This is a genomic window from Tamlana sedimenti, from assembly GCF_038148895.1.
Classification (GTDB): Bacteria; Bacteroidota; Bacteroidia; order Flavobacteriales; family Flavobacteriaceae; genus Tamlana.
Genome location: NZ_JBBVGQ010000001.1, coordinates 982,257 through 1,000,520 on the forward strand (window position 1 = coordinate 982,257; position 18,264 = coordinate 1,000,520).

Sequence of the window (18,264 nt, forward strand, 5' to 3'; positions counted from 1 at the left end):
TAAGTCGGATTCAATTCGTTTTCATTTCAATAACTGAAAAGCGATTAATGCAGTTATATATGCAATGCCACTCATAATGAAAAGTTGCAAAATAGGCCATTTCCAACTATTGGTTTCTCGTTTTACAATGGCAAGCGTACTCATACACTGCATAGCAAAAGCATAAAAAAGTAATAAGGATATGCCAGAGGCAAAATTAAATAATGGCCCGCCTAAAATAGGGTTTACCTCTGCGGCCATTCGGTTTTTTATGGTGGCTTCGTCATCACTTCCAACGCTATAAATTGTGGCAAGGGTTCCAACAAAAACTTCACGGGCAGCAAAACTGCTTACAATGGCAATGCCAATTTTCCAGTCATAACCCAGCGGCCTAATAACGGGCTCGATGGCTCTGCCTGTAATCCCGATAAAGGAATGCTCAAGCTTATGTGATGCAATTTTTTGGTCCAATTCGTCTTGGCTTAAATTTTCAGAAGCATATTCAGTCCTTATAATTTCCTCTGCATTATTAAATTGTTCGCCGGGGCCGTATGATGCCAAAAACCAAAGAATAATGGAGATAGCCAAAATAATTTTTCCTGCCCCAAAAACAAACGATTTCGTTTTTTCAACAACCGTCAATACCACATTTTTGAATAGTGGTAATTTATAATTGGGCATTTCTACCACAAAAAACGTTTTGCTTCTTATTTTTAAAACCTTGTTCAAAATTTTTGCCGAAAGTATGGCGGCTCCGAAACCGATGAGGTATAAAAGCATAAGTGTTAACGCTTGGTAGCCTAAACCAAAAATTCTTCCTTCGGGGATGACCAAAGCAATGATGATTAAATAAACGGGCAGTCTAGCAGAACACGTTGTGAAAGGCGTTACCAAAATGGTGATTAATCGTTCTTTCCAACTTTCAATATTTCTGGTGGCCATTATCGCCGGGATGGCACAGGCAGTACCCGAAATTAAAGGCACAACGCTTTTTCCGCTTAAACCAAAGCGACGCATAATGCGATCCATTAAAAAAACCACACGGCTCATATAGCCGCTTTCTTCCAAAACTGAAATGAACAGAAACAAAAATGCAATCTGTGGAATAAAAATGACGATGCCGCCCAATCCTGGGATGATTCCTTCAGCCAATAAATTACTGAATGAGCCTTTTGGTAATTGTTCTTTTGTCCACTCGCTGAGTGATGCAAAAGCACTATCAATAAAATCCATGGGTACGCTTGACCAATCGTAAATGGCTTGAAAGATGGTTAATAAAATGATAAAGAAAATGGCGTAACCCCAAATTTTATGGGTTAGGATTCTATCCAGCCTAGTACGCAAATCTTTAGCTTGCGAAACATCAATGGTTTGGCCAACTTTAAGCACATCATTTATAAACTGATAGCGCCTAATGGTTTCTTTTTGCTGCAACCGCTTTAAGTCCGATTTACTTTTTGTTTTAAAATTGGCTACAGCGTCAATTTCATTTCTGTCCGTTTTTCCGAAGTTAACATCTTGGGTAATAACTAGCCAAAGTTTATAGAGCAATTGATTTGGAAAGGCCTTTTGAAGGTTTTCAAAATAGTCCTTATCAACTTCAGAAGCATTCAAACAAGGAGAAACAGAAATGTCCTTATAGTTTGCAATGAGGTTTTTTAAGTCATCAATACCCTCTTTTTTTCTGGTACTTACTAAGGCAATTTTGGTTTTAAGCTGTTCTTCCAAATATTTTATGTCCAATGAAATACCTTTATAAGACATACGGTCTGCCATGTTGATGACAAGAATTGACGGTATTTCCAGGTCTTTAATTTGGGTGAAGAGTAAAAGATTTCGCTTTAAATTTTCAACATCGCTAACCACAACAGCAACATCCGGGAAATCTTTATCATTTTTATTTAAAAGCAGTTCAATCACCACATTTTCATCAAGTGATGAGGCGTTTAAGCTATATGTGCCAGGTAAGTCGATAATATGTGCCTTAACACCTCTAGGAAGTTTACAAATACCCTCCTTTTTTTCAACGGTTATACCCGGATAATTACCCACTTTTTGATTCAATCCGGTCAGGGCGTTAAATACAGAGGTTTTTCCAGTATTGGGGTTACCAATTAACGCAACATTTATCTGTTTACTCATGCCCTACTTTTTCAATTAGAATATGAATTGCTGTTTCTTTTCTAATGGCAAGATGCGATCCATTGATGTTGAGATACATCGGGTCTTGAAAAGGAGCCAATTGAACAAGCTCTACAGAATTACCGGGCAAACAACCCATTTCCAACAATTTTAATGGAATGTGAACGGACGAAACATCCTTGATTATGGCACGTTCGCCACGTTTTAAATCTGCTAATGTATCTTGCAAGCTTATTTAGATTGATTTTAAAGAAGCAAAAGTAAGGTAAAATTTTAGGCTAAAAAAATTGTTTGGTATAAACTATTTGGCGTATTCCTCTTTTAAAATCTCAATATCATTTAATAAGCGGCCAATATCTTCCTTATTCGTGCCGTCATAGAATCCCCTAATTTGGCGTTTTTTGTCAATAAGCATGAAGTTTTCGGTGTGTATCATGTCAAAAGGCCCAGCGTATGGATTGTCTTTTACGGCCAAATAGCTTTTTCGGGCAAGTTCGTAAATCTGTTTTTTATCGCCTGTAACCAAATTCCATTTTTTGTCATTCACCCCCTTTTTTAAAGCATATCTTTTGAGTTGCGCAACGGTGTCAATTTCTGGAGTAACCGAATGTGAGAGCAGCATAACATCATCATCATTCAAGATTTCTTTTTGAATATCAACCATGTGGTCTGTCATAATGGGGCAGATGGTTTGACAAGTTGTGAAAAAGAAATCGGCAACGTAAATTTTATCTTTGTAATCGTCTTGCGTTACAGTTTTTCCGTTTTGGTTCACAAGGCTAAAATCAGCAATTTTATGATACTTTTTTTGGTATTGAAGAGTGCTGTCAACAAGGTCCATACTCACCATAGCAGGTTGATAAATTGGTAGAGGTTGGTAAACATTTAACGTATTGTAAATGATGGTGACAATGATTGCCGATATAATGAGGAAAACAATTCCGAAGATTTTATAGTCTTTAAAAAAATTTAGCATCTCTGTGAACTTGAGCTTTTTATACTGGTTGCAAAAATACAATTCATATCAGGAATAAATTGTAATTTTAGGTACATAAAAAGAAAATTACTGAGAAAGATGAAAAAGAAATTGCTGCTGCTTTTTTGCCTGGTTATGGCATTTGGTTTTTCCCAAGACTATAAAAGCACGCTTAACTCAATTAGGGAAGCTGAGGCAAAATCCGCGTTAAAAAAAATGCTTTATAAAGCGAATCAAAACACAGGGAATTACGATTTAAAATACCATAGGCTGGAGTTTACCATTGATCCTTCAGTGGCTTTCATATCGGGTTCTGTTACATCCTATTTTGTGGCCAAAGAAAATTTAAGCGAAATCACTTTTGATTTAGCGAGTAATATGACGGTATCAGAAGTCATACAACGAGGCAGTTCGCTCAGCTTCATTCAGAATGTCAATGATGAGTTAGTGATTACGTTACCAGCTTTACAGAATGCAACCGTTTTGGATTCTCTTACCATAAGTTATTCTGGAAATCCTGTTAGCTCGGGTTTTGGCTCTTTTGAACAAAACCAACATGCTGGCGACCCTGTTATTTGGACCTTGTCCGAACCTTATGGAGCAAAAGGGTGGTGGCCTTGTAAACAAGATTTAATTGATAAAGTAGATTCTATAGATGTGTTTATTACGACACCCAAATTCAATCCTTCAAACGAAGAATACATAGCAGTTTCTAACGGTTTGGAACAAAGCCAAATTACCAATGGAGCCGATAAAACAACACATTTTAAACACCGTTATCCCATTCCAGCCTATTTGATTGCTTTAGCAGTAACAAATTACGAGGTGTATTCGCATATAGTTCAAAATAATCAAAACCCTTTTGATATAGTAAACTATGTTTATCCGGAAAACTTGATTTCTGCTCAAGAAAGTACTGCCATTACCGTAGACATCATGAATTTGTTTACCAATTTATTTGAAGAATATCCGTTTGCCAATGAAAAATACGGACATGCACAATTTGGTTGGGGTGGCGGCATGGAACATACCACGGTATCATTTATGGGAAACTTTAGTCGTGGTTTAATTGCCCACGAATTGGCACATCAATGGTTTGGTAATAAAATTACCTGTGGAAGCTGGAAAGATATTTGGCTAAACGAAGGTTTTGCAACCTACTTGGCGGGTTTGACTATAGAAAACTTAGATGGAAATGTAGCATTTAATTCTTGGAAACAACAACTTAACAGCTCCATTACATCGGCACCAAATGGGGCGGTATATCTTTCAGATGCCGATACCACTAGCGTTGGGCGAATTTTTAGTGGTAGATTAAGTTACAACAAGGGTGCCATGGTCTTGCATATGCTCAGGAAAAGGCTTGGTGATGCAGTTTTTTTTCAAGGGATGAAAGATTATTTGGCAGATGGAAATCATGCGTACGGCTATGCCAAAACGGAAGATTTTATTGTGTTTATGGAAGCTGCCAGTGGTGAAGATTTAAATGAGTTTTTCAACGATTGGCTTTATAATCAGGGTTATCCAACCTATACAATTCATTGGAGCCAGCCATCAACAAACCAAGTTCAAATCAATATTTCGCAAACGCAAAGTGATGCTTCAGTATCATATTTTGAAGCCCCAATACCCCTAAGACTAACAGGAACATTGGGTGAAACGTTAGATATTACACTCAATAACACAGTGAATAATGAAGACTTTTTCAATGTGGTTAATTTTACTGTGGCATCAGTTGAATTTGATCCTGAATCGGATCTTATTTCAAAAAATAACTCGGTAATTTTGGGTGTAAATCAACCAGATTTAAAGTCACAGTTGTTGCTCTATCCAAATCCATCTTCTGAGGACATAATCATAGAGAAGCCTGAAAGTTTAAACGTCTCAGAAATTAAAGTGTTTAATGCGCTTGGGCAATTGCTATATCAGTCCAATTGGTCTTCAAATATCAAAACGTCTTCATTTTCTTCGGGTGTTCTCTTTATTAAATTTTACACAAATCAGGGCACAATTAATAAAACCGTGTTAAAAAACTAGGCAATAGATTATATATGTTTTCTAACTGAATCTAAAACCTTACTTTTGTGCGATTATAAAAAATTGTTACACGATTTATGGAGTTTGTTATAAAAATATCCCAATTTTTGTTGAGCCTTTCACTGCTTATAATCTTGCACGAGCTCGGACATTTTCTTCCCGCAAAGGCGTTTAAAACTAGAGTTGAAAAATTTTATCTGTTTTTTGATATAAAGTTTTCTTTGTTTAAAAGGAAAATTGGTGAAACGGTATATGGAATAGGTTGGTTGCCATTAGGAGGTTACGTGAAGATTTCTGGGATGATAGACGAAAGTATGGACACCGAACAAATGGCCCAAGAGCCACAGCCATGGGAGTTTCGATCTAAACCTGCATGGCAGCGATTAATTATCATGCTTGGTGGTGTAACGGTTAACTTTTTGCTAGCAATTTTGATATACATTGGCATGAGCTATTATTATGGAGAGCGTGTTTTGCCAGTTGAAAACATAAAGGACGGTTTAGCCATTGAAAGTACGGTAGCCAACAAAGCAGGATTACAAACTGGAGATAAGATTTTAGCTGTTGATGGCGAAAAAATCGAAACCTTTTCCCAGATCTCTGAAAAAGTATTGTTTGGAAGTAAGATTTTAATTGAACGGGATGGCGCGCAATCTACCATAACTATGCCCGAGGATTTTCTTGCACAATTAATGGATTCAAAGGAAAGAGGGTTCATCAATTTAAGACAACCATTTATTATTATGGAGGTACCTGATACTTCATACAATAAAGCTAGCGGGTTTAAAAAAGGCGATATACTTTTGGCCGTAAACACCCATGAAACCAAATATATCGACGAGGTTAAAGAAGCTTTGGATGGGTTAAAAGGTCAAGAGGCAACGGCAACGGTAAAAAGAGATAATCAAAATATTAATTTGCCACTCAAAATAAATGAGGAAGGTAAGTTGGGGCTTGTATATGCCGCAGCTTCAACTTCAGAAACTTTAGAGGCTTTGGGCTATTATAATTATGTGACCAAAGAATATGGTTTTTTTGAATCATTTCCTGTGGGACTTAAAAAGACCAAAGAAAGACTTTCTTCATATTGGGACCAACTTGCTGCTATTTTCACACCAAGTACAGGTGCCTATAAGGGAGTTGGTGGGTTTAAGGCCATTTACGATATTTTTCCAAGTTTCTGGAGTTGGCAAGTATTTTGGACTATAACAGCGTTTTTGTCCATTATGTTGGGCGTATTAAACTTACTGCCCATTCCGGCATTGGATGGTGGCCACGTTATGTTTTTACTCTATGAAATGGTTTCTGGCAGAAAACCGGGCGACAAGTTTATGGAATATGCCCAAATGGTTGGTTTTTTCATTTTAATAGCCTTGGTGCTTTTTGCCAATGGTAACGATATTTATAAAGCCATTTTCAATTAAATTTTTTTAAAAAACCTATTGCGTTAACTAAAAATATATATATATTTGCGCTCGCAAAAGCGAAAAGATATCTTCCTCAGTAGCTCAGTTGGTTAGAGCATCTGACTGTTAATCAGAGGGTCACTGGTTCGAGCCCAGTCTGAGGAGCAAATAAAATCAAGCCTTACAGAGATGTGAGGCTTTTTTTATGTCCAATTTTAACTTAAATGGATTCTTCAGCCATTTTTACAAGTTGCCAATACGGAGGCAAATAGCCTCTTTCTTTCTTGAATAGCTCTACCTTCTTAGTCGTTTTAAATTTTAGGTTTTGGAATTGTTCAACAAAGTAGTTGTTTTTTAGCGCAGTAACGGCATCCATGCCTTCGGGGATGATAGATTCTTTACCAAACGCATTTTGAATGAAACAATAGCCTTTAACAAGCCTTGCAAGGGGAAGTGCCCAAATATTATAGTCAAGTTTTTTGCCATTATTTGCCTGACCTATAAGTACATCCATAACGGCGTTATCAATATGGTCTTGAAAAAGCGTTTCCTTATTTCTCCACTCACCCACGACACTAAGTGCAGGGTCATATTCCAAATCCGAAGGCATTTGTGTTAAAAAGTAATTAACACCAAAATCATGCAACCAATTAATAATTCCATTTGAGGAGATGGTAGATTGAAACTCCCATAAATTAATGCCATAATGTTTATAGGCATATGAACCCACTTCAGAACAAAACATGGCAGAATCGTCATGATAGTCCATTTTAAAATCATATGGGATATGCCTGGTTTGGCATTCATCAAAAATAAATTTTGAAGCTTGGTAAGGAAGCGAGGGATTTGATGTTATTTCTGGTAAATCAAATCTCGGCCTTAACACCATAAACCTTAATTTTTTGTCTTTTAAATATTCATTTAAATTAGATATGGCAACACCTCTTTCAATATGTGCTTCAACAAAATAAGGGGTGTTAGTTTCTTCATCAATATGTATTAAGGCCACGTGTGAAAAATTGCCTGGATAATCGTTACCCCTCGAAATAAAAGCAGAAACTTCAGCACCACCTCTGCTTAACAATAAGTCGCCAGAATGCACTTTAATTCCAAAAACGTTTACAAATGGCGTTATAGAAGGCTCGTCTGTAACCAATGATTTAGAAATAAATTCGTTATCATTGGTTTGTAACAGTATCTCTTCAGTGGTGGCTCTCATGCCATAAAGTATTCGGTAAGATGTATTTCGTGCAATAGGAGAGCTCATATCCCAATGTTTTGAGTCTTCCTTTAACTTTTTTCGAACACGATTGTAGAATTTTAAATACCAATCAGATTTATTTTTTTGAGCAGCAATTAACGCAGCTATTTTAAAGAATGAGTTTTCGATAAAACCGAATATCGTATCATCAGGATTATGAAACGTGTTTTCAAAGTCGTTTAAAAGCACATCATTTTCAAAAGTTAGTTTTTCAACTAAAGAATCCAGTTTAAGCGGTTGCATTTCTTTGGCATTTTGAAATGACTTTTCTAATGAAAACCATAATGTGTCTTGGTTCCATGTGAAAGGAGTTTTTGTAGCCTTATAAATTTCACTATTATTTTTTGTAAAAGGAATAAGCAGTATGAGATATAACGCTATTAGAACAATAAAAAACAGACGTAATTTCTTCATAAATTTTAGATGGCTTTTCATTTATGAAAGTTAAACTTAATTATGATAATAACTATTTATTAATTGAAACTAATTGTTCAATGTATTAGAATCGCTATCATTTTTTAATTAAAAAAGCTACAATTAGCAGGCAGATTTTAAATAATAATTTTGACGGTATTTTTATAAAACCCATTATATTTATCCCTTGAAACGCAATTTTTAATTGAGGATTTTATGGCTCCATAGTTCAAGGGATAGAACAAAAGTTTCCTAAACTTTAGATCCAGGTTCGAATCCTGGTGGAGTCACAATTTTAAGTGGTTGAACAAAAAAGGCTTACCCATTTGGGCAAGCCTTTTTATTTAAAATTTTAAGCTGATGAATCTTTTTGTACTTAAATCAGTCTATTAAACTTACTTTTTTATCAGCTTTTTAAAAGCTAAACTGTTTTCTCCAAAAATTTTAACAGTGTAAATCCCTGAACTTAGAGTGCTTATCTCAATGGTATAATCTTTAGAAGCGTTTTTAGTATTTGATGAGACAATTTTTTGTCCTAATTCATTATAAATTTCTACGCCATAAATATTATTGCCCTTAATATGGATGTAATCTAACGCAGGATTCGGAAACATTGTAACGTTGAATTTGTCCTTCCTTGATATGCTTAATGACGGTTCAAATTTAGTTGCAATCCACCTTTGGCAAGGGTGGTTTGTATTTGGCCAAAGCTTAACCTGATAATCAAAAGTATATGCAAATGGTATTTCAAACAGGTTATTCTGAATGGAGGGGTAAATTAAAATTTGACCATTGGGAGATTGTACTACTCTAAACTTTTGATTGATGGCACCTGTGTATTGATTGGTTAACAGCAGTAATTCTTCATTATTGTTTCCTGCTGCCTCAACATAAAGGCTTTCGTCTTCGTAACTCTGAATAGTGTATTCACCAGTTCCGAGGGGTGTAAATAACCACTTCTGGGCATCTTCTGTTTGATCTTCTGAGTATTGGTAAAGCGCTGCACCATTTATTGCATTATGGTTTTGAACATCCAGAAATTTATTGCTGTTTACATTTTTTAGGGTATAATATCCTTCTTCTAAAAAATCCAGAGATATGAATGGCCATCCATCTGCGCCCCAATCCAATTTAGCTAGGCCTAATCTAGCCGGCCAACCTGAAGGAGGTTGATAATAGTGGAAAGTTATATAATCTGTTCCATTTTCATTGAATACCCCAATATGCCCTGGGCCATAGTAACGATCATCAAATCCTCTGCTGTCATCATGTTGAAAAACAACAGTGCCACCACTCTCGGCACCATAAACTCTCATTTGTTTTCCATCTTTATCTACAAATGGTCCCTTAGGGTCTTGTGAGCGACCCATAACAACATAATAACTACTGTCAACACCCCTACAACAGCCTCCTTTGTTATAAAAAAGATAATAATACCCATTTCTAAAAACCATACATGCGCCTTCACCTTCAGCGTAATCCCAGCTATTTGGTCCTGTCCAAGAATTAGCTATAGTTTTCCCTGGGATATTCCCAGCATCTGTTTTAGGCTTTCCTGATATTGAATCAATCTCAGTAACAACCATGCCTCTTTCATTAAAAGATCCGTATGTCATCCATATTTTTCCATCATTACTACGAGAAAGTGCTGGGTCGATAACATTTAAGGCTATACCAGGTTGATAAGAATATAAACCCAAAAAACCTACATCTACCCAATTATAATCTGGGTCTTCGGGGTTCAATGATTTATTTGTAACGCAACCAATGGTAGAGGTCATGGTGCCCCACTCCGAACAAGAATAGTACAAATAATACTGATTGTTCATGTAAATAATATCTGGGGCCCAAAAGATACCGTGAAAAACAGGCTGACCATTAGAGTCGGTCGCACCATGTACATAATCATTAATCCATTCGGGAAAATCTGTTGGAGTGAAAGGTGGCGGACCATCCTGCCAAGTAACCATGTCATAGGAATATTTTGCAAACATCGAAATTTCCCTATTCGCATCACCAGTTGAAAAATACCAATATCGGTCACCACATTTTACAATACTTGATGGGTCATGGGCTTCTGAAGGCCATGATTGAGCTAATACTTCCGTGTAAATTGATATAAAAAGGAGCATAAGAAGAACAATCTTCGGGCTTCCCAAGGCTTTCAATTTGAAGTTAAAATTTTTCATCTTTTTCATTAATTTTTTTCATTTGAATTTTTATTGGTCGGACCACACGGCAAGCTCATTACCAGAAGGGTCTAAAAAGTGAAATCTTCGCCCACCGGGAAAGGAAAAAATATCTTTAGAGATTGTTCCTCTTGCTTTTAGAATATTTTTTTTCACGAAATCAAGATTTTTATGGTATAACACAATTAATGCTCCATTTATAATTTTGCTGTCTGATTTTTCGAATCCACCTTCAAGGCCACTTTCTGAAAAAGCCACGTAAGTTGGTCCATAATCAGTAAATGTCCAACCAAAGGATGTTGCATAAAAACGTTTTATATCCTCGAGGTTATGGGCTTTGAATTCAACGTAGTTAATGTGGTTGTCGGGTATATTCATTTCACAATGTTTTTAGTTAATCCAACCGTTCCGTTAGTTTTTTAAACACTTTTTTTGGGTTCTTATTTTCATAAAGTATGTCGTAAACAGCATCAATAATAGGTGTTTGTGCTTTCTTTTTGTTTTTTTGGTTAAGTATGTAAGCGCTTTTGGTAGCGTAATAACCTTCGGCAACCATGCTCATTTCCATTTGGGCAGATTTTACGGTGTAGCCTTTGCCAATCATATTACCGAACATACGGTTTCTGGAAAACACGGAGTAGCCTGTAACCAACAAATCTCCCAAATATGCCGAATTATTGATGTTACGTTTCATTTTGTGTACTTTTTTTATGAAACGCTTCATTTCCCGAATGGAATTACTCATTAGCACACTTTGGAAATTATCACCATAACCCAATCCGTGTGCAATTCCAGCTGCTATGGCATATATGTTTTTTAACATTACGGCGTATTCAACACCAATAATATCGTCGCTTGTTTTTGTGTTTATATAATCGCTGCTTAAGTTTTTGGCTATGGCTTTTGCCTTTTCCTCATCTGAGCATGAAATGGTGAGGTACGATAATCGTTCAAGTGCCACTTCTTCTGCATGGCATGGCCCAGCTATAACTGCGATATTGTCGAAAGGGACATTGTAGGCTTCGTGAAAATGCTCACCAACCAACAAACCAGTTTCCGGCATGATACCTTTAACCGCCGATACAATGATTTTTTTGGAAATATCAACCGTTAGTTTTTCAAGCTCATTGTGTATGAAGGCAGAAGGAATAACAAAAATTAAAACATCGGCATATTCGGCAATTTCATTAATGTCGTTACTAAGCTTTAATTGTTGTAAATGGAACTCAACTGAGCTCAAATAATTGGGGTTGTGCTGCTCTCGTAATAAATGTTCTTTGGTGTAAACACTTCGCATATACCAGCCAATTTCATCTAAGTTTTCCGAAAGCATTTTCACTATGGCCGTTGCCCAACTACCTGCTCCAAAAACCGCATATTTTAGGGGTTTGTCCATGAAGAATATCTTATTTAGCTCTTCAAAAATACGTAAAATATTCATCAATCTTAAGCCGGTAAAATATTAGCGGTTTGTTTTTTGGCACGTGTTTTGAAACCCATTTAAAAGAAACCCAAAAAATGTTTGATTATGAAGACTATAAAAATACTTTTAAGCTTTGCATTATTTGCCACATTATTTACATCTTGCTATACGGAGGTTATAGTGGAAGAACGTGTAATAGTTGATGACTCTGTGGAGCCCGGAATTACACTTAATCAATTACTCAGCTCTTACGAGCTTTGGTATGTAGATATTAATGCAACAAAAGGTTACGGAGTTACGCCATTTTTACAAAAGGCGTTTACTATTTCATTTAGAAATGGTATTGTTTATGCCAATAACAACATTGTTGGATTAGGGAATAGTGGGAATGGTTATGGCATTGATGTTGGTGAATATGATGCATATGATATGATTTTGGATGTTTACCACGATATTGATGGTTTTGAAACTTTTGATGTTTACGAAATAGATGCAAATACCATTGAACTTTACAATCCAAATAACGATACATCCTACTTTTTAGATGGTTATCAACGTAGTAATTTTGATTACGAATATGTGTTTTACGATAACATTCATTATTTCTTGCAAGAATATGAGGCTTGGGAAAAAACCTTTACAAGTGACTTTGGAGCAATAAATGAATTTGATAATGAAAACTATTTGCAATTTTTAGCCGGAGGTAATGACTCAGAATTTAGAAGTTCTCAAGACCCTGTTGGCTCTAACGCTAACAATTTATATTGGGATTACACTGGGCTTTACGGTGTAGGTGACGTTGCAGGCGATTTTTATCTAAAAACTTTAACATTAGATTATGATTATTTGGGCAATGAATATTTTGAATTGAGCGTTATTAATGATGGAAAGATAGAACTATATCACCCAGCATCTGAAACAGTTTATGAATTTGAAGGAAGAGGGTATATACAATATCTAAAATCGGGAGATACAAAAGGAAAAACAACTGCGCCTCAAAACAAGATGCGTAAATTTAGAAAAGATAAAGTAGACAACCCAAGGGAAAACACTAGGGTAAAATAAAAATTTTGGTTGGTTATTTAGTTTAGAAACCGTTTAAAACGCTTTGTTTTAAGCGGTTTCTTTTTTGCTGGAACTTTAGCTTCAATTGTTTTCTAAACACTGCAATCTTAAAAACAGGTGAATTTTCTTAAATTATATTTAATTTTTTCGATAAAGCGTTAGTGTTTTTCGTTGTACGTCGAAAAAATATAGTGTTTTTATGGTTTTGATTATATATTTATAAACCCAAATCTATATTAAATTTTATGTTATGAAGAAAAATACCTTACTATGGGCTGTTTACCTTTTTGCTACTATTTTCAGTTGTAATGTTGAAAACTTGCAATTAAGCCAAACAGACCAGCAAGCCATTTCAGAGAGTAAAAAACCGAACAAAAACAAAGATGTTCCGGTTTATGAAGGTGATACCACCGTTGAAGAAGACTATTATGACCACTGTAAAACAGTAAATCTTATTGCCGGTCAGAACCATATAGCTGGCACGGTAAACATTGATGTTGAGGGGGATAACTTAATTGTGACTTTCATAACAAATGCCGACTGGACTATTGATGCGACACATTTACATATTACAAACTGTGCCGATGAAGCTTTTCCAACAACGGGTAGTGGCAATCCAAAAGTTGGAAATTTTGAGTACTCAAGTGTACATGAAAATGGTGTAACCGAGGTAACTTATATTATTGACCTGTATGCTGATGAAATTTCTATCTACAACGAATTCTGCTTTGCAGCACATGCAGAAGTAAGTGGGCCATCTGCCGAAACGGCTTGGGCCGAAGGTGAGGATTTTGGCGGCAATAGCTGGGCTATGTTTGTTGAAGCCGACCTATCAGATTGCGATGGCGGTTTTGTTGGTGGATAAATTTATTTGTAAAAATTCATTTCATCCAAATATTGCCAAACATGGTTTGGCAACATAGGCTGAACATTTTTACCTGCTTTAATAGCATCCCTTATAAATGTTGAAGACAATTCCATGATGGGCGCATCAATAGTGTGAATGTTGTTGTGCCCATCAAATTGCGTTTCTATTTTGTTTTCAGATATGCGCGGATACATATAAATATGATGGTTTTCCAGAATAACCTCATAGTTTTTCCACTTATGGAAATTCTTTAAATTATCCTCGCCCATAATCAGTGCAAAATCGTATTCAGGATATTTCTCCTGTAAATATGCCAATGTGTTTACAGTGTAGTTGGGTTGTGGCAAATTGAACTCTATGTCGCAAGGCTTAAGTTTTGTGTAATCTTTTGTTGCCAGATATACCATTTCCAACCTTTGGTAATCATCCAGCAAAGTGTTTTTCTTTTTAAAAGGATTGTGAGGCGTAACCACGAACCAAACTTGGTCTAAATCGCTATATTCGGCAATATGGTTGGCAATTACCAAATGCCCAATATGAATGGGGTTGAAAGAGCCAAAAAACAATCCTACTTTCAAAATGTTTGGTTTATGAATTTATGAAGTTGCTCACTTTTTTATAGGCTTCATCAAACGCCTTTTCTAAGTTGTCGTTCACAATAATAGTATCGAAAAGAGGGGCTGTGGCCAATTCTGCTGAGGCTTTGGCAACGCGCATGTTTATTTTGTCCTCACTTTCGGTTTTACGTTTTTTCAAGCGAATTTTCAGTTCGTCAATGCTAGGTGGTTTTACAAAAATGGCCAAGGTTTCTTCAGGGAATTTTCGTTTTATGCGCAAGCCACCGGAAACATCAATGTCAAAAATAACATTCTTCCCATTGGCCCAAATACGCTCAACTTCAGTTTTTAAAGTCCCGTAAAAGTTGTCTCTGTACACCTCTTCCCATTCTAAAAACTCTTCGTTTTTTATCTTGTTCTTAAATTCTTTGGCTGAAAGAAAGTAGTAATCTCTGCCATCGACCTCGGTACCACGTTTTTCTCTTGACGTTGCAGAAATGGAAAACTCTAAATTTAAATCTTCGAGTCCCAAAAGATGCCTAACAATAGTTGTTTTACCAGAGCCTGATGGCGCCGAAAATACGATGAGCTTGCCTTTATTTTTGTTTTTTGCCACTAATTTGTTAATGTTAATTAATCTGTGAACTTTAGTTTTTAAAGGACATTCAATAATTGTTCCTTAATTTTTTCCAATTCATCTTTCATCTGGACAACCAACTGCTGCATGGCAGCATAGTTGCTTTTTGAGCCAATGGTGTTTATTTCACGTCCCATTTCTTGACTTATAAAACCAAGCTTTTTCCCATTGGATTCTTCGGAATTCATAGATTCAGTGAAATAGTTAAGATGGTTTTTTAATCTTACTTTTTCTTCAGTAATATCAAATTTTTCAATATAGTAAACCAATTCTTGTTCAAATCGGTTTTCATCATATTTTTCCCTTAATTCTTCTATGCCTTTTAACAAACGTTCGCGAACAGCTTCAATGCGTTCTGGATCCATTGCTATAACTTTTTCAAGTAAGTCATAAATGGCAATGATGCGTTCTTTAAAATCTTGCTCGAGTACTTTGCCTTCATTCAAGCGGTGCATGATTAAATCGTCTGTTGCTTTATCAATTTCATATGCAATGGTTTTCCATTCTTGCTCGTCAATTTCTTCACGAACCGTATTTAATGCGTCGGGAAAACGAACGGCCATCTTTAAAAGTTCCAAATCATCAGTATCTACCAGGTCTTTAAGCTGTGCCATGTATTGTTTAACTACAGGTGTGTTAATCTGGGTTGAGGTATCTTCTGCAGTTGCTTCAACGTAAATAGAAAAATCTATTTTGCCACGAACCAATTTATCAGCAAGCAGTTTTCTAACGGCTAACTCTTTTTCTCTATAAATTGAGGGCATTCGGGCGTTTAAATCTAAATTTTTACTATTTAAGGATTTAAGCTCAATGGTTATTTTTTTCGTGGGTAATTGCAAAACAGATTTACCGTAACCTGTCATTGAATAGATCATAAACGTGTCTTTTAAAGTTTACAAAGGTAACGAAAACTCACAGATAGGTAGCAGATTATGGAACGATAATACGATTATATATCGAAGGAATGAAAGTCAATTGAACGATCATTAAAACTAAAATTTATGTTTTTTGAAATAGTTTTTTAACTTTAAGCCATATTTCCCTCCCATTTATTTAAGATTGTAAATTTTTAAAAGCATTAAAATGAAAACAATTAGCCTCATCCTTAGCCTATTTTTAGCAATAACAATTCACGCCCAAAACGGAAGTGCAAAATCGAATAAAAACAAAACCGACAGGTTTTCATACAGTTTAGATGGGCTAGGTCCGGAAAGTATTGTGGTTGATGTTTCGGGTTTAAAAAAAAGTGCTATGGCCGCAAAAGCCGAAGAATGGGTTGAAGAAAAGTATGGTGACAAAAAAGGCTTAAACAGAGAGGAAGATGAATCTGATAAAGGAGGAAAAAGGGAAAAACTTCGACTTGAAGAATTTACAGATAACGCCATTTGCTTTGGAACAGGTGCTGATTATGGTTGTACAGGATTGACCTATATTGTAAGGTTAGTTTTTGAGGATGAAGAATATGAATTTATACCAACTAAAATAACCTACAAGCCTGAGGGAAGCAAAAAGACGGTGAAAATAAATTTTAATAAAAGTGACTTCCATGCCAACAATGGGGCCTTAAATAGCGGTTTTGAAAATGTCCCCAGTCAAATTGAGGATTTGCTGAACAATTTAAACAAAAGCCTCTATTTTTATTTAATAGATGAAGAACAGAAAACAGAGTGGTAGGTTTTCTATATACAGCCTACATGCTTTTATAGAAAATGCAAAATAATATATCAAAAAATTATAAAGACCCTATAAAAACCAATATTGGTTTTTATAGGGTCTTTTCTTTGCATCCATTCTCTTATTCTTGAATTAGAATAAGAGAATGATTACAAAACTCATCAGTTCTGAATCGAAAAAATAGATATGAAACCAGAACATAAGTTAAAAATCCAAAACATTCTGATTATTACTATAATCGGTTTGTTCTTTGGGTTGTTTTATAACTATTTGTTTTATGAACATACAATTACCGAGTTTGCAGAGGCAGGGTCTATTGGAATTTTACTAGGAGTTATAGTTGGTGTAATAGAACAGTTTGTGTTGCTTCGATTCTTTATGAAGAAGACCTTTTTATTTGTCACCTTCATCAGATCTGCTCTATATGCAATAATTACAGCTCTTGTTTTGAGTTCAGTCTTGTCAATTGAAATTTCTTTCGTAGAGAATATTTCTTATCGTGACGCATGGATGGAATATTTACATAGCAAATTTTTCATCAGAGATTTACTGTTTACTTCAGCACTTGTGTTAGTCATGTTATTAAGCTTGGAGATTATATTGCTGATTGGGAAATTAAACTTTTTACGATTGATTTTCGGTTGGTATCATCAACCCAGCGAAGTTTCAAGAGTTTTTATGTTTGTTGATTTAAAAGGATCCACTTCCCTAGCTGAAAAACTTAGTAACAAGGAATACAGTGCTTTTATAAGAGACTATTTTTATGATATCTCAGATGCCATTGCCATGTTTGGTGGTGAAATCTATCAATATGTAGGAGATGAAATTGTAGTTGTATGGAAATTTAAAAAGGATAATTCTAATTGTGTTAAAAGCTTTTTTAAAATGAAAGAGATTATTGAAGAAAAGAGTAAAAATTATATAAGAAAATTTGGTTTTGTTCCCGAATTTAAAGCTGGCATTCACTCCGGAAAGGTAATTGCAACACAAGTTGGTAAAATTAAAAAGGAATTGGTTTACCATGGCGATGTGCTTAATACAGCAGCAAGAATTGAAGGTCAGTGTAACCCGTTGAAGGAATCTCTATTGATCTCAGAAAATATTAAGGAGTCTCTTTCGTCAAACAATGTGTTTTCCATTATGGAAAAAGGAGCTATCCCACTACGTGGTAAGAAACAAAGTTTAATATTATTTGCTGTGTCAACAAATGTTTAGGGTTTTTAGAAAAAGTTTAACGAGCTCACAGTCCACAGGAAAATAGTAATTTAGAGGTTCAAAGGAATTAATAAATGACAAAAAGCAATAATTCACAGTCTTGGTTAAATATTTTAAGGGAGTTAATAGAAGCAATTATTAAAGGTTTCAAGGGCGCTTCGCGTTCTAGAAACTGGAATCAACATGTGGTCCCTTATGAGGATGGGTGGGCGGTACGGCGCGAAGGCAACAAAAGTATTACGTCAAAACACTTAAAACAAAGCACAGCTATTAGAAAAGCCAAAAGCCTTGCAAGAAAATACAAGGCCACTTTGATTATTCACAGACAGGACGGAACCATTAGAGACAGAATAGATTTTGATTAGGAACTATTTGAGTTGTTTAAGCAAGAGGATTAGTTTGGAAATGGGGAGGAAGAGTG

General features: G+C 35.6%; 17 protein-coding genes and 2 tRNA genes. 9 read left to right on the plus strand and 10 right to left on the minus strand.

Annotated features, from left to right (window positions below; all coding sequences use genetic code 11):
* Positions 1–21 precede the first annotated feature (21 nt).
* The 3 genes from feoB to WJN01_RS04280 all read right to left on the minus strand — a co-directional run bounded on the left by feoB (position 22) and on the right by WJN01_RS04280 (position 3,097).
* A complete protein-coding gene (gene feoB, locus WJN01_RS04270) occupies positions 22–2,121 on the minus strand; it encodes a ferrous iron transport protein B (RefSeq protein ID WP_445195910.1) in 2,100 nt (699 codons plus the stop codon).
* Positions 2,114–2,350: a FeoA family protein gene (locus tag WJN01_RS04275; RefSeq protein ID WP_445195911.1), complete on the minus strand. Its 237-nt coding sequence runs from the start codon at positions 2,348–2,350 to the stop codon at positions 2,114–2,116. Before WJN01_RS04275 ends, feoB begins: the two co-directional genes overlap by 8 nt.
* Positions 2,351–2,422: 72 nt before the next feature.
* Positions 2,423–3,097, minus strand: coding sequence for an SCO family protein (locus WJN01_RS04280; RefSeq protein ID WP_445195912.1), 675 nt, complete (start codon positions 3,095–3,097; stop codon positions 2,423–2,425).
* A 99-nt stretch (positions 3,098–3,196) separates the two neighbouring features.
* Between WJN01_RS04280 and WJN01_RS04285 the strand changes: the two genes are divergently transcribed.
* The 3 genes from WJN01_RS04285 to WJN01_RS04295 all read left to right on the plus strand — a co-directional run bounded on the left by WJN01_RS04285 (position 3,197) and on the right by WJN01_RS04295 (position 6,705).
* A complete protein-coding gene (locus tag WJN01_RS04285) occupies positions 3,197–5,134 on the plus strand; it encodes a M1 family metallopeptidase (RefSeq protein WP_445195913.1) in 1,938 nt (645 codons plus the stop codon).
* 77 nt (positions 5,135–5,211) lie between these two features.
* Positions 5,212–6,558, plus strand: a complete 1,347-nt coding sequence (rseP, locus tag WJN01_RS04290) for an RIP metalloprotease RseP (protein WP_445195914.1) — start codon at positions 5,212–5,214, stop codon at positions 6,556–6,558.
* 73 nt (positions 6,559–6,631) lie between these two features.
* A tRNA-Asn gene (locus WJN01_RS04295) sits at positions 6,632–6,705 on the plus strand.
* Positions 6,706–6,760: 55 nt separating this feature from the next.
* Here WJN01_RS04295 and WJN01_RS04300 read toward each other — a convergent pair.
* Positions 6,761–8,215 carry a YiiX/YebB-like N1pC/P60 family cysteine hydrolase gene (locus tag WJN01_RS04300; RefSeq protein ID WP_445195915.1) on the minus strand — a complete coding sequence of 485 codons (1,455 nt, stop codon included), beginning with the start codon at positions 8,213–8,215 and terminating at the stop codon, positions 6,761–6,763.
* A gap of 218 nt (positions 8,216–8,433) precedes the next feature.
* Here WJN01_RS04300 and WJN01_RS04305 point away from each other — a divergent pair.
* Positions 8,434–8,505 (plus strand) — tRNA-Arg (locus tag WJN01_RS04305).
* Positions 8,506–8,610: 105 nt separating this feature from the next.
* Here WJN01_RS04305 and WJN01_RS04310 read toward each other — a convergent pair.
* The 3 genes from WJN01_RS04310 to WJN01_RS04320 are packed head-to-tail and all read right to left on the minus strand — an operon-like array spanning position 8,611 to position 11,800.
* Positions 8,611–10,413, minus strand: coding sequence for a family 43 glycosylhydrolase (locus WJN01_RS04310; RefSeq protein ID WP_445195916.1), 1,803 nt, complete (start codon positions 10,411–10,413; stop codon positions 8,611–8,613).
* A gap of 21 nt (positions 10,414–10,434) precedes the next feature.
* Positions 10,435–10,782 (minus strand): VOC family protein, encoded by a 348-nt coding sequence (locus WJN01_RS04315; RefSeq protein ID WP_445195917.1) that lies wholly within the window; start codon positions 10,780–10,782, stop codon positions 10,435–10,437.
* 16 nt (positions 10,783–10,798) lie between these two features.
* Entirely contained in the window at positions 10,799–11,800 is a 1,002-nt protein-coding gene (locus tag WJN01_RS04320; protein ID WP_445195918.1) for an NAD(P)H-dependent glycerol-3-phosphate dehydrogenase, read from the minus strand.
* A gap of 132 nt (positions 11,801–11,932) precedes the next feature.
* On the opposite strand from WJN01_RS04320, the gene WJN01_RS04325 reads away from it, so the two are divergent.
* Positions 11,933–12,892: a nicotinic acid mononucleotide adenyltransferase gene (locus WJN01_RS04325; RefSeq protein ID WP_445195919.1), complete on the plus strand. Its 960-nt coding sequence runs from the start codon at positions 11,933–11,935 to the stop codon at positions 12,890–12,892.
* 250 nt (positions 12,893–13,142) lie between these two features.
* On the plus strand, positions 13,143–13,757 hold the full coding sequence (locus WJN01_RS04330) for a hypothetical protein (RefSeq protein ID WP_445195920.1): 615 nt from the start codon (positions 13,143–13,145) through the stop codon (positions 13,755–13,757).
* A 2-nt stretch (positions 13,758–13,759) separates the two neighbouring features.
* Here WJN01_RS04330 and nadD read toward each other — a convergent pair whose 3' ends face one another.
* From nadD to WJN01_RS04345, 3 genes are read right to left on the minus strand one after another with little or no spacing between them, the layout of a single operon-like run.
* Positions 13,760–14,338 carry a nicotinate (nicotinamide) nucleotide adenylyltransferase gene (gene nadD / locus WJN01_RS04335; RefSeq protein ID WP_445195921.1) on the minus strand — a complete coding sequence of 193 codons (579 nt, stop codon included), beginning with the start codon at positions 14,336–14,338 and terminating at the stop codon, positions 13,760–13,762.
* A 10-nt stretch (positions 14,339–14,348) separates the two neighbouring features.
* Entirely contained in the window at positions 14,349–14,933 is a 585-nt protein-coding gene (gmk, locus tag WJN01_RS04340; protein ID WP_445195922.1) for a guanylate kinase, read from the minus strand.
* Between the two features lie 38 nt (positions 14,934–14,971).
* Positions 14,972–15,829 (minus strand): YicC/YloC family endoribonuclease, encoded by an 858-nt coding sequence (locus tag WJN01_RS04345; RefSeq protein WP_445195923.1) that lies wholly within the window; start codon positions 15,827–15,829, stop codon positions 14,972–14,974.
* A 208-nt stretch (positions 15,830–16,037) separates the two neighbouring features.
* On the opposite strand from WJN01_RS04345, the gene WJN01_RS04350 reads away from it, so the two are divergent.
* The 3 genes from WJN01_RS04350 to WJN01_RS04360 all read left to right on the plus strand — a co-directional run bounded on the left by WJN01_RS04350 (position 16,038) and on the right by WJN01_RS04360 (position 18,208).
* Positions 16,038–16,628 (plus strand): hypothetical protein, encoded by a 591-nt coding sequence (locus tag WJN01_RS04350; protein ID WP_445195924.1) that lies wholly within the window; start codon positions 16,038–16,040, stop codon positions 16,626–16,628.
* A gap of 186 nt (positions 16,629–16,814) precedes the next feature.
* Complete coding sequence (locus WJN01_RS04355; protein WP_445195925.1) at positions 16,815–17,843, plus strand: adenylate/guanylate cyclase domain-containing protein; 1,029 nt, start codon at positions 16,815–16,817, stop codon at positions 17,841–17,843.
* Positions 17,844–17,917: 74 nt separating this feature from the next.
* Positions 17,918–18,208 (plus strand): DUF2188 domain-containing protein, encoded by a 291-nt coding sequence (locus WJN01_RS04360; protein WP_445195926.1) that lies wholly within the window; start codon positions 17,918–17,920, stop codon positions 18,206–18,208.
* Positions 18,209–18,264 lie beyond the last annotated feature (56 nt).

What these genes read in the sequence shown, in the direction of transcription:
- feoB (WP_445195910.1), bottom strand. Translation starts at nt 2,121, where the DNA reads ATGAGTAAACAGATAAATGTTGCGTTAATTGGTAACCCCAATACTGGA.
- WJN01_RS04280 (WP_445195912.1), bottom strand. Translation starts at nt 3,097, where the DNA reads ATGCTAAATTTTTTTAAAGACTATAAAATCTTCGGAATTGTTTTCCTC.
- WJN01_RS04285 (WP_445195913.1), top strand. Translation starts at nt 3,197, where the DNA reads ATGAAAAAGAAATTGCTGCTGCTTTTTTGCCTGGTTATGGCATTTGGT.
- rseP (WP_445195914.1), top strand. Translation starts at nt 5,212, where the DNA reads ATGGAGTTTGTTATAAAAATATCCCAATTTTTGTTGAGCCTTTCACTG.
- WJN01_RS04300 (WP_445195915.1), bottom strand. Translation starts at nt 8,215, where the DNA reads ATGAAGAAATTACGTCTGTTTTTTATTGTTCTAATAGCGTTATATCTC.
- WJN01_RS04310 (WP_445195916.1), bottom strand. Translation starts at nt 10,413, where the DNA reads ATGAAAAAGATGAAAAATTTTAACTTCAAATTGAAAGCCTTGGGAAGC.
- WJN01_RS04315 (WP_445195917.1), bottom strand. Translation starts at nt 10,782, where the DNA reads ATGAATATACCCGACAACCACATTAACTACGTTGAATTCAAAGCCCAT.
- WJN01_RS04320 (WP_445195918.1), bottom strand. Translation starts at nt 11,800, where the DNA reads ATGGACAAACCCCTAAAATATGCGGTTTTTGGAGCAGGTAGTTGGGCA.
- WJN01_RS04325 (WP_445195919.1), top strand. Translation starts at nt 11,933, where the DNA reads ATGAAGACTATAAAAATACTTTTAAGCTTTGCATTATTTGCCACATTA.
- WJN01_RS04330 (WP_445195920.1), top strand. Translation starts at nt 13,143, where the DNA reads ATGAAGAAAAATACCTTACTATGGGCTGTTTACCTTTTTGCTACTATT.
- WJN01_RS04345 (WP_445195923.1), bottom strand. Translation starts at nt 15,829, where the DNA reads ATGATCTATTCAATGACAGGTTACGGTAAATCTGTTTTGCAATTACCC.
- WJN01_RS04350 (WP_445195924.1), top strand. Translation starts at nt 16,038, where the DNA reads ATGAAAACAATTAGCCTCATCCTTAGCCTATTTTTAGCAATAACAATT.
- WJN01_RS04355 (WP_445195925.1), top strand. Translation starts at nt 16,815, where the DNA reads ATGAAACCAGAACATAAGTTAAAAATCCAAAACATTCTGATTATTACT.
- WJN01_RS04360 (WP_445195926.1), top strand. Translation starts at nt 17,918, where the DNA reads ATGACAAAAAGCAATAATTCACAGTCTTGGTTAAATATTTTAAGGGAG.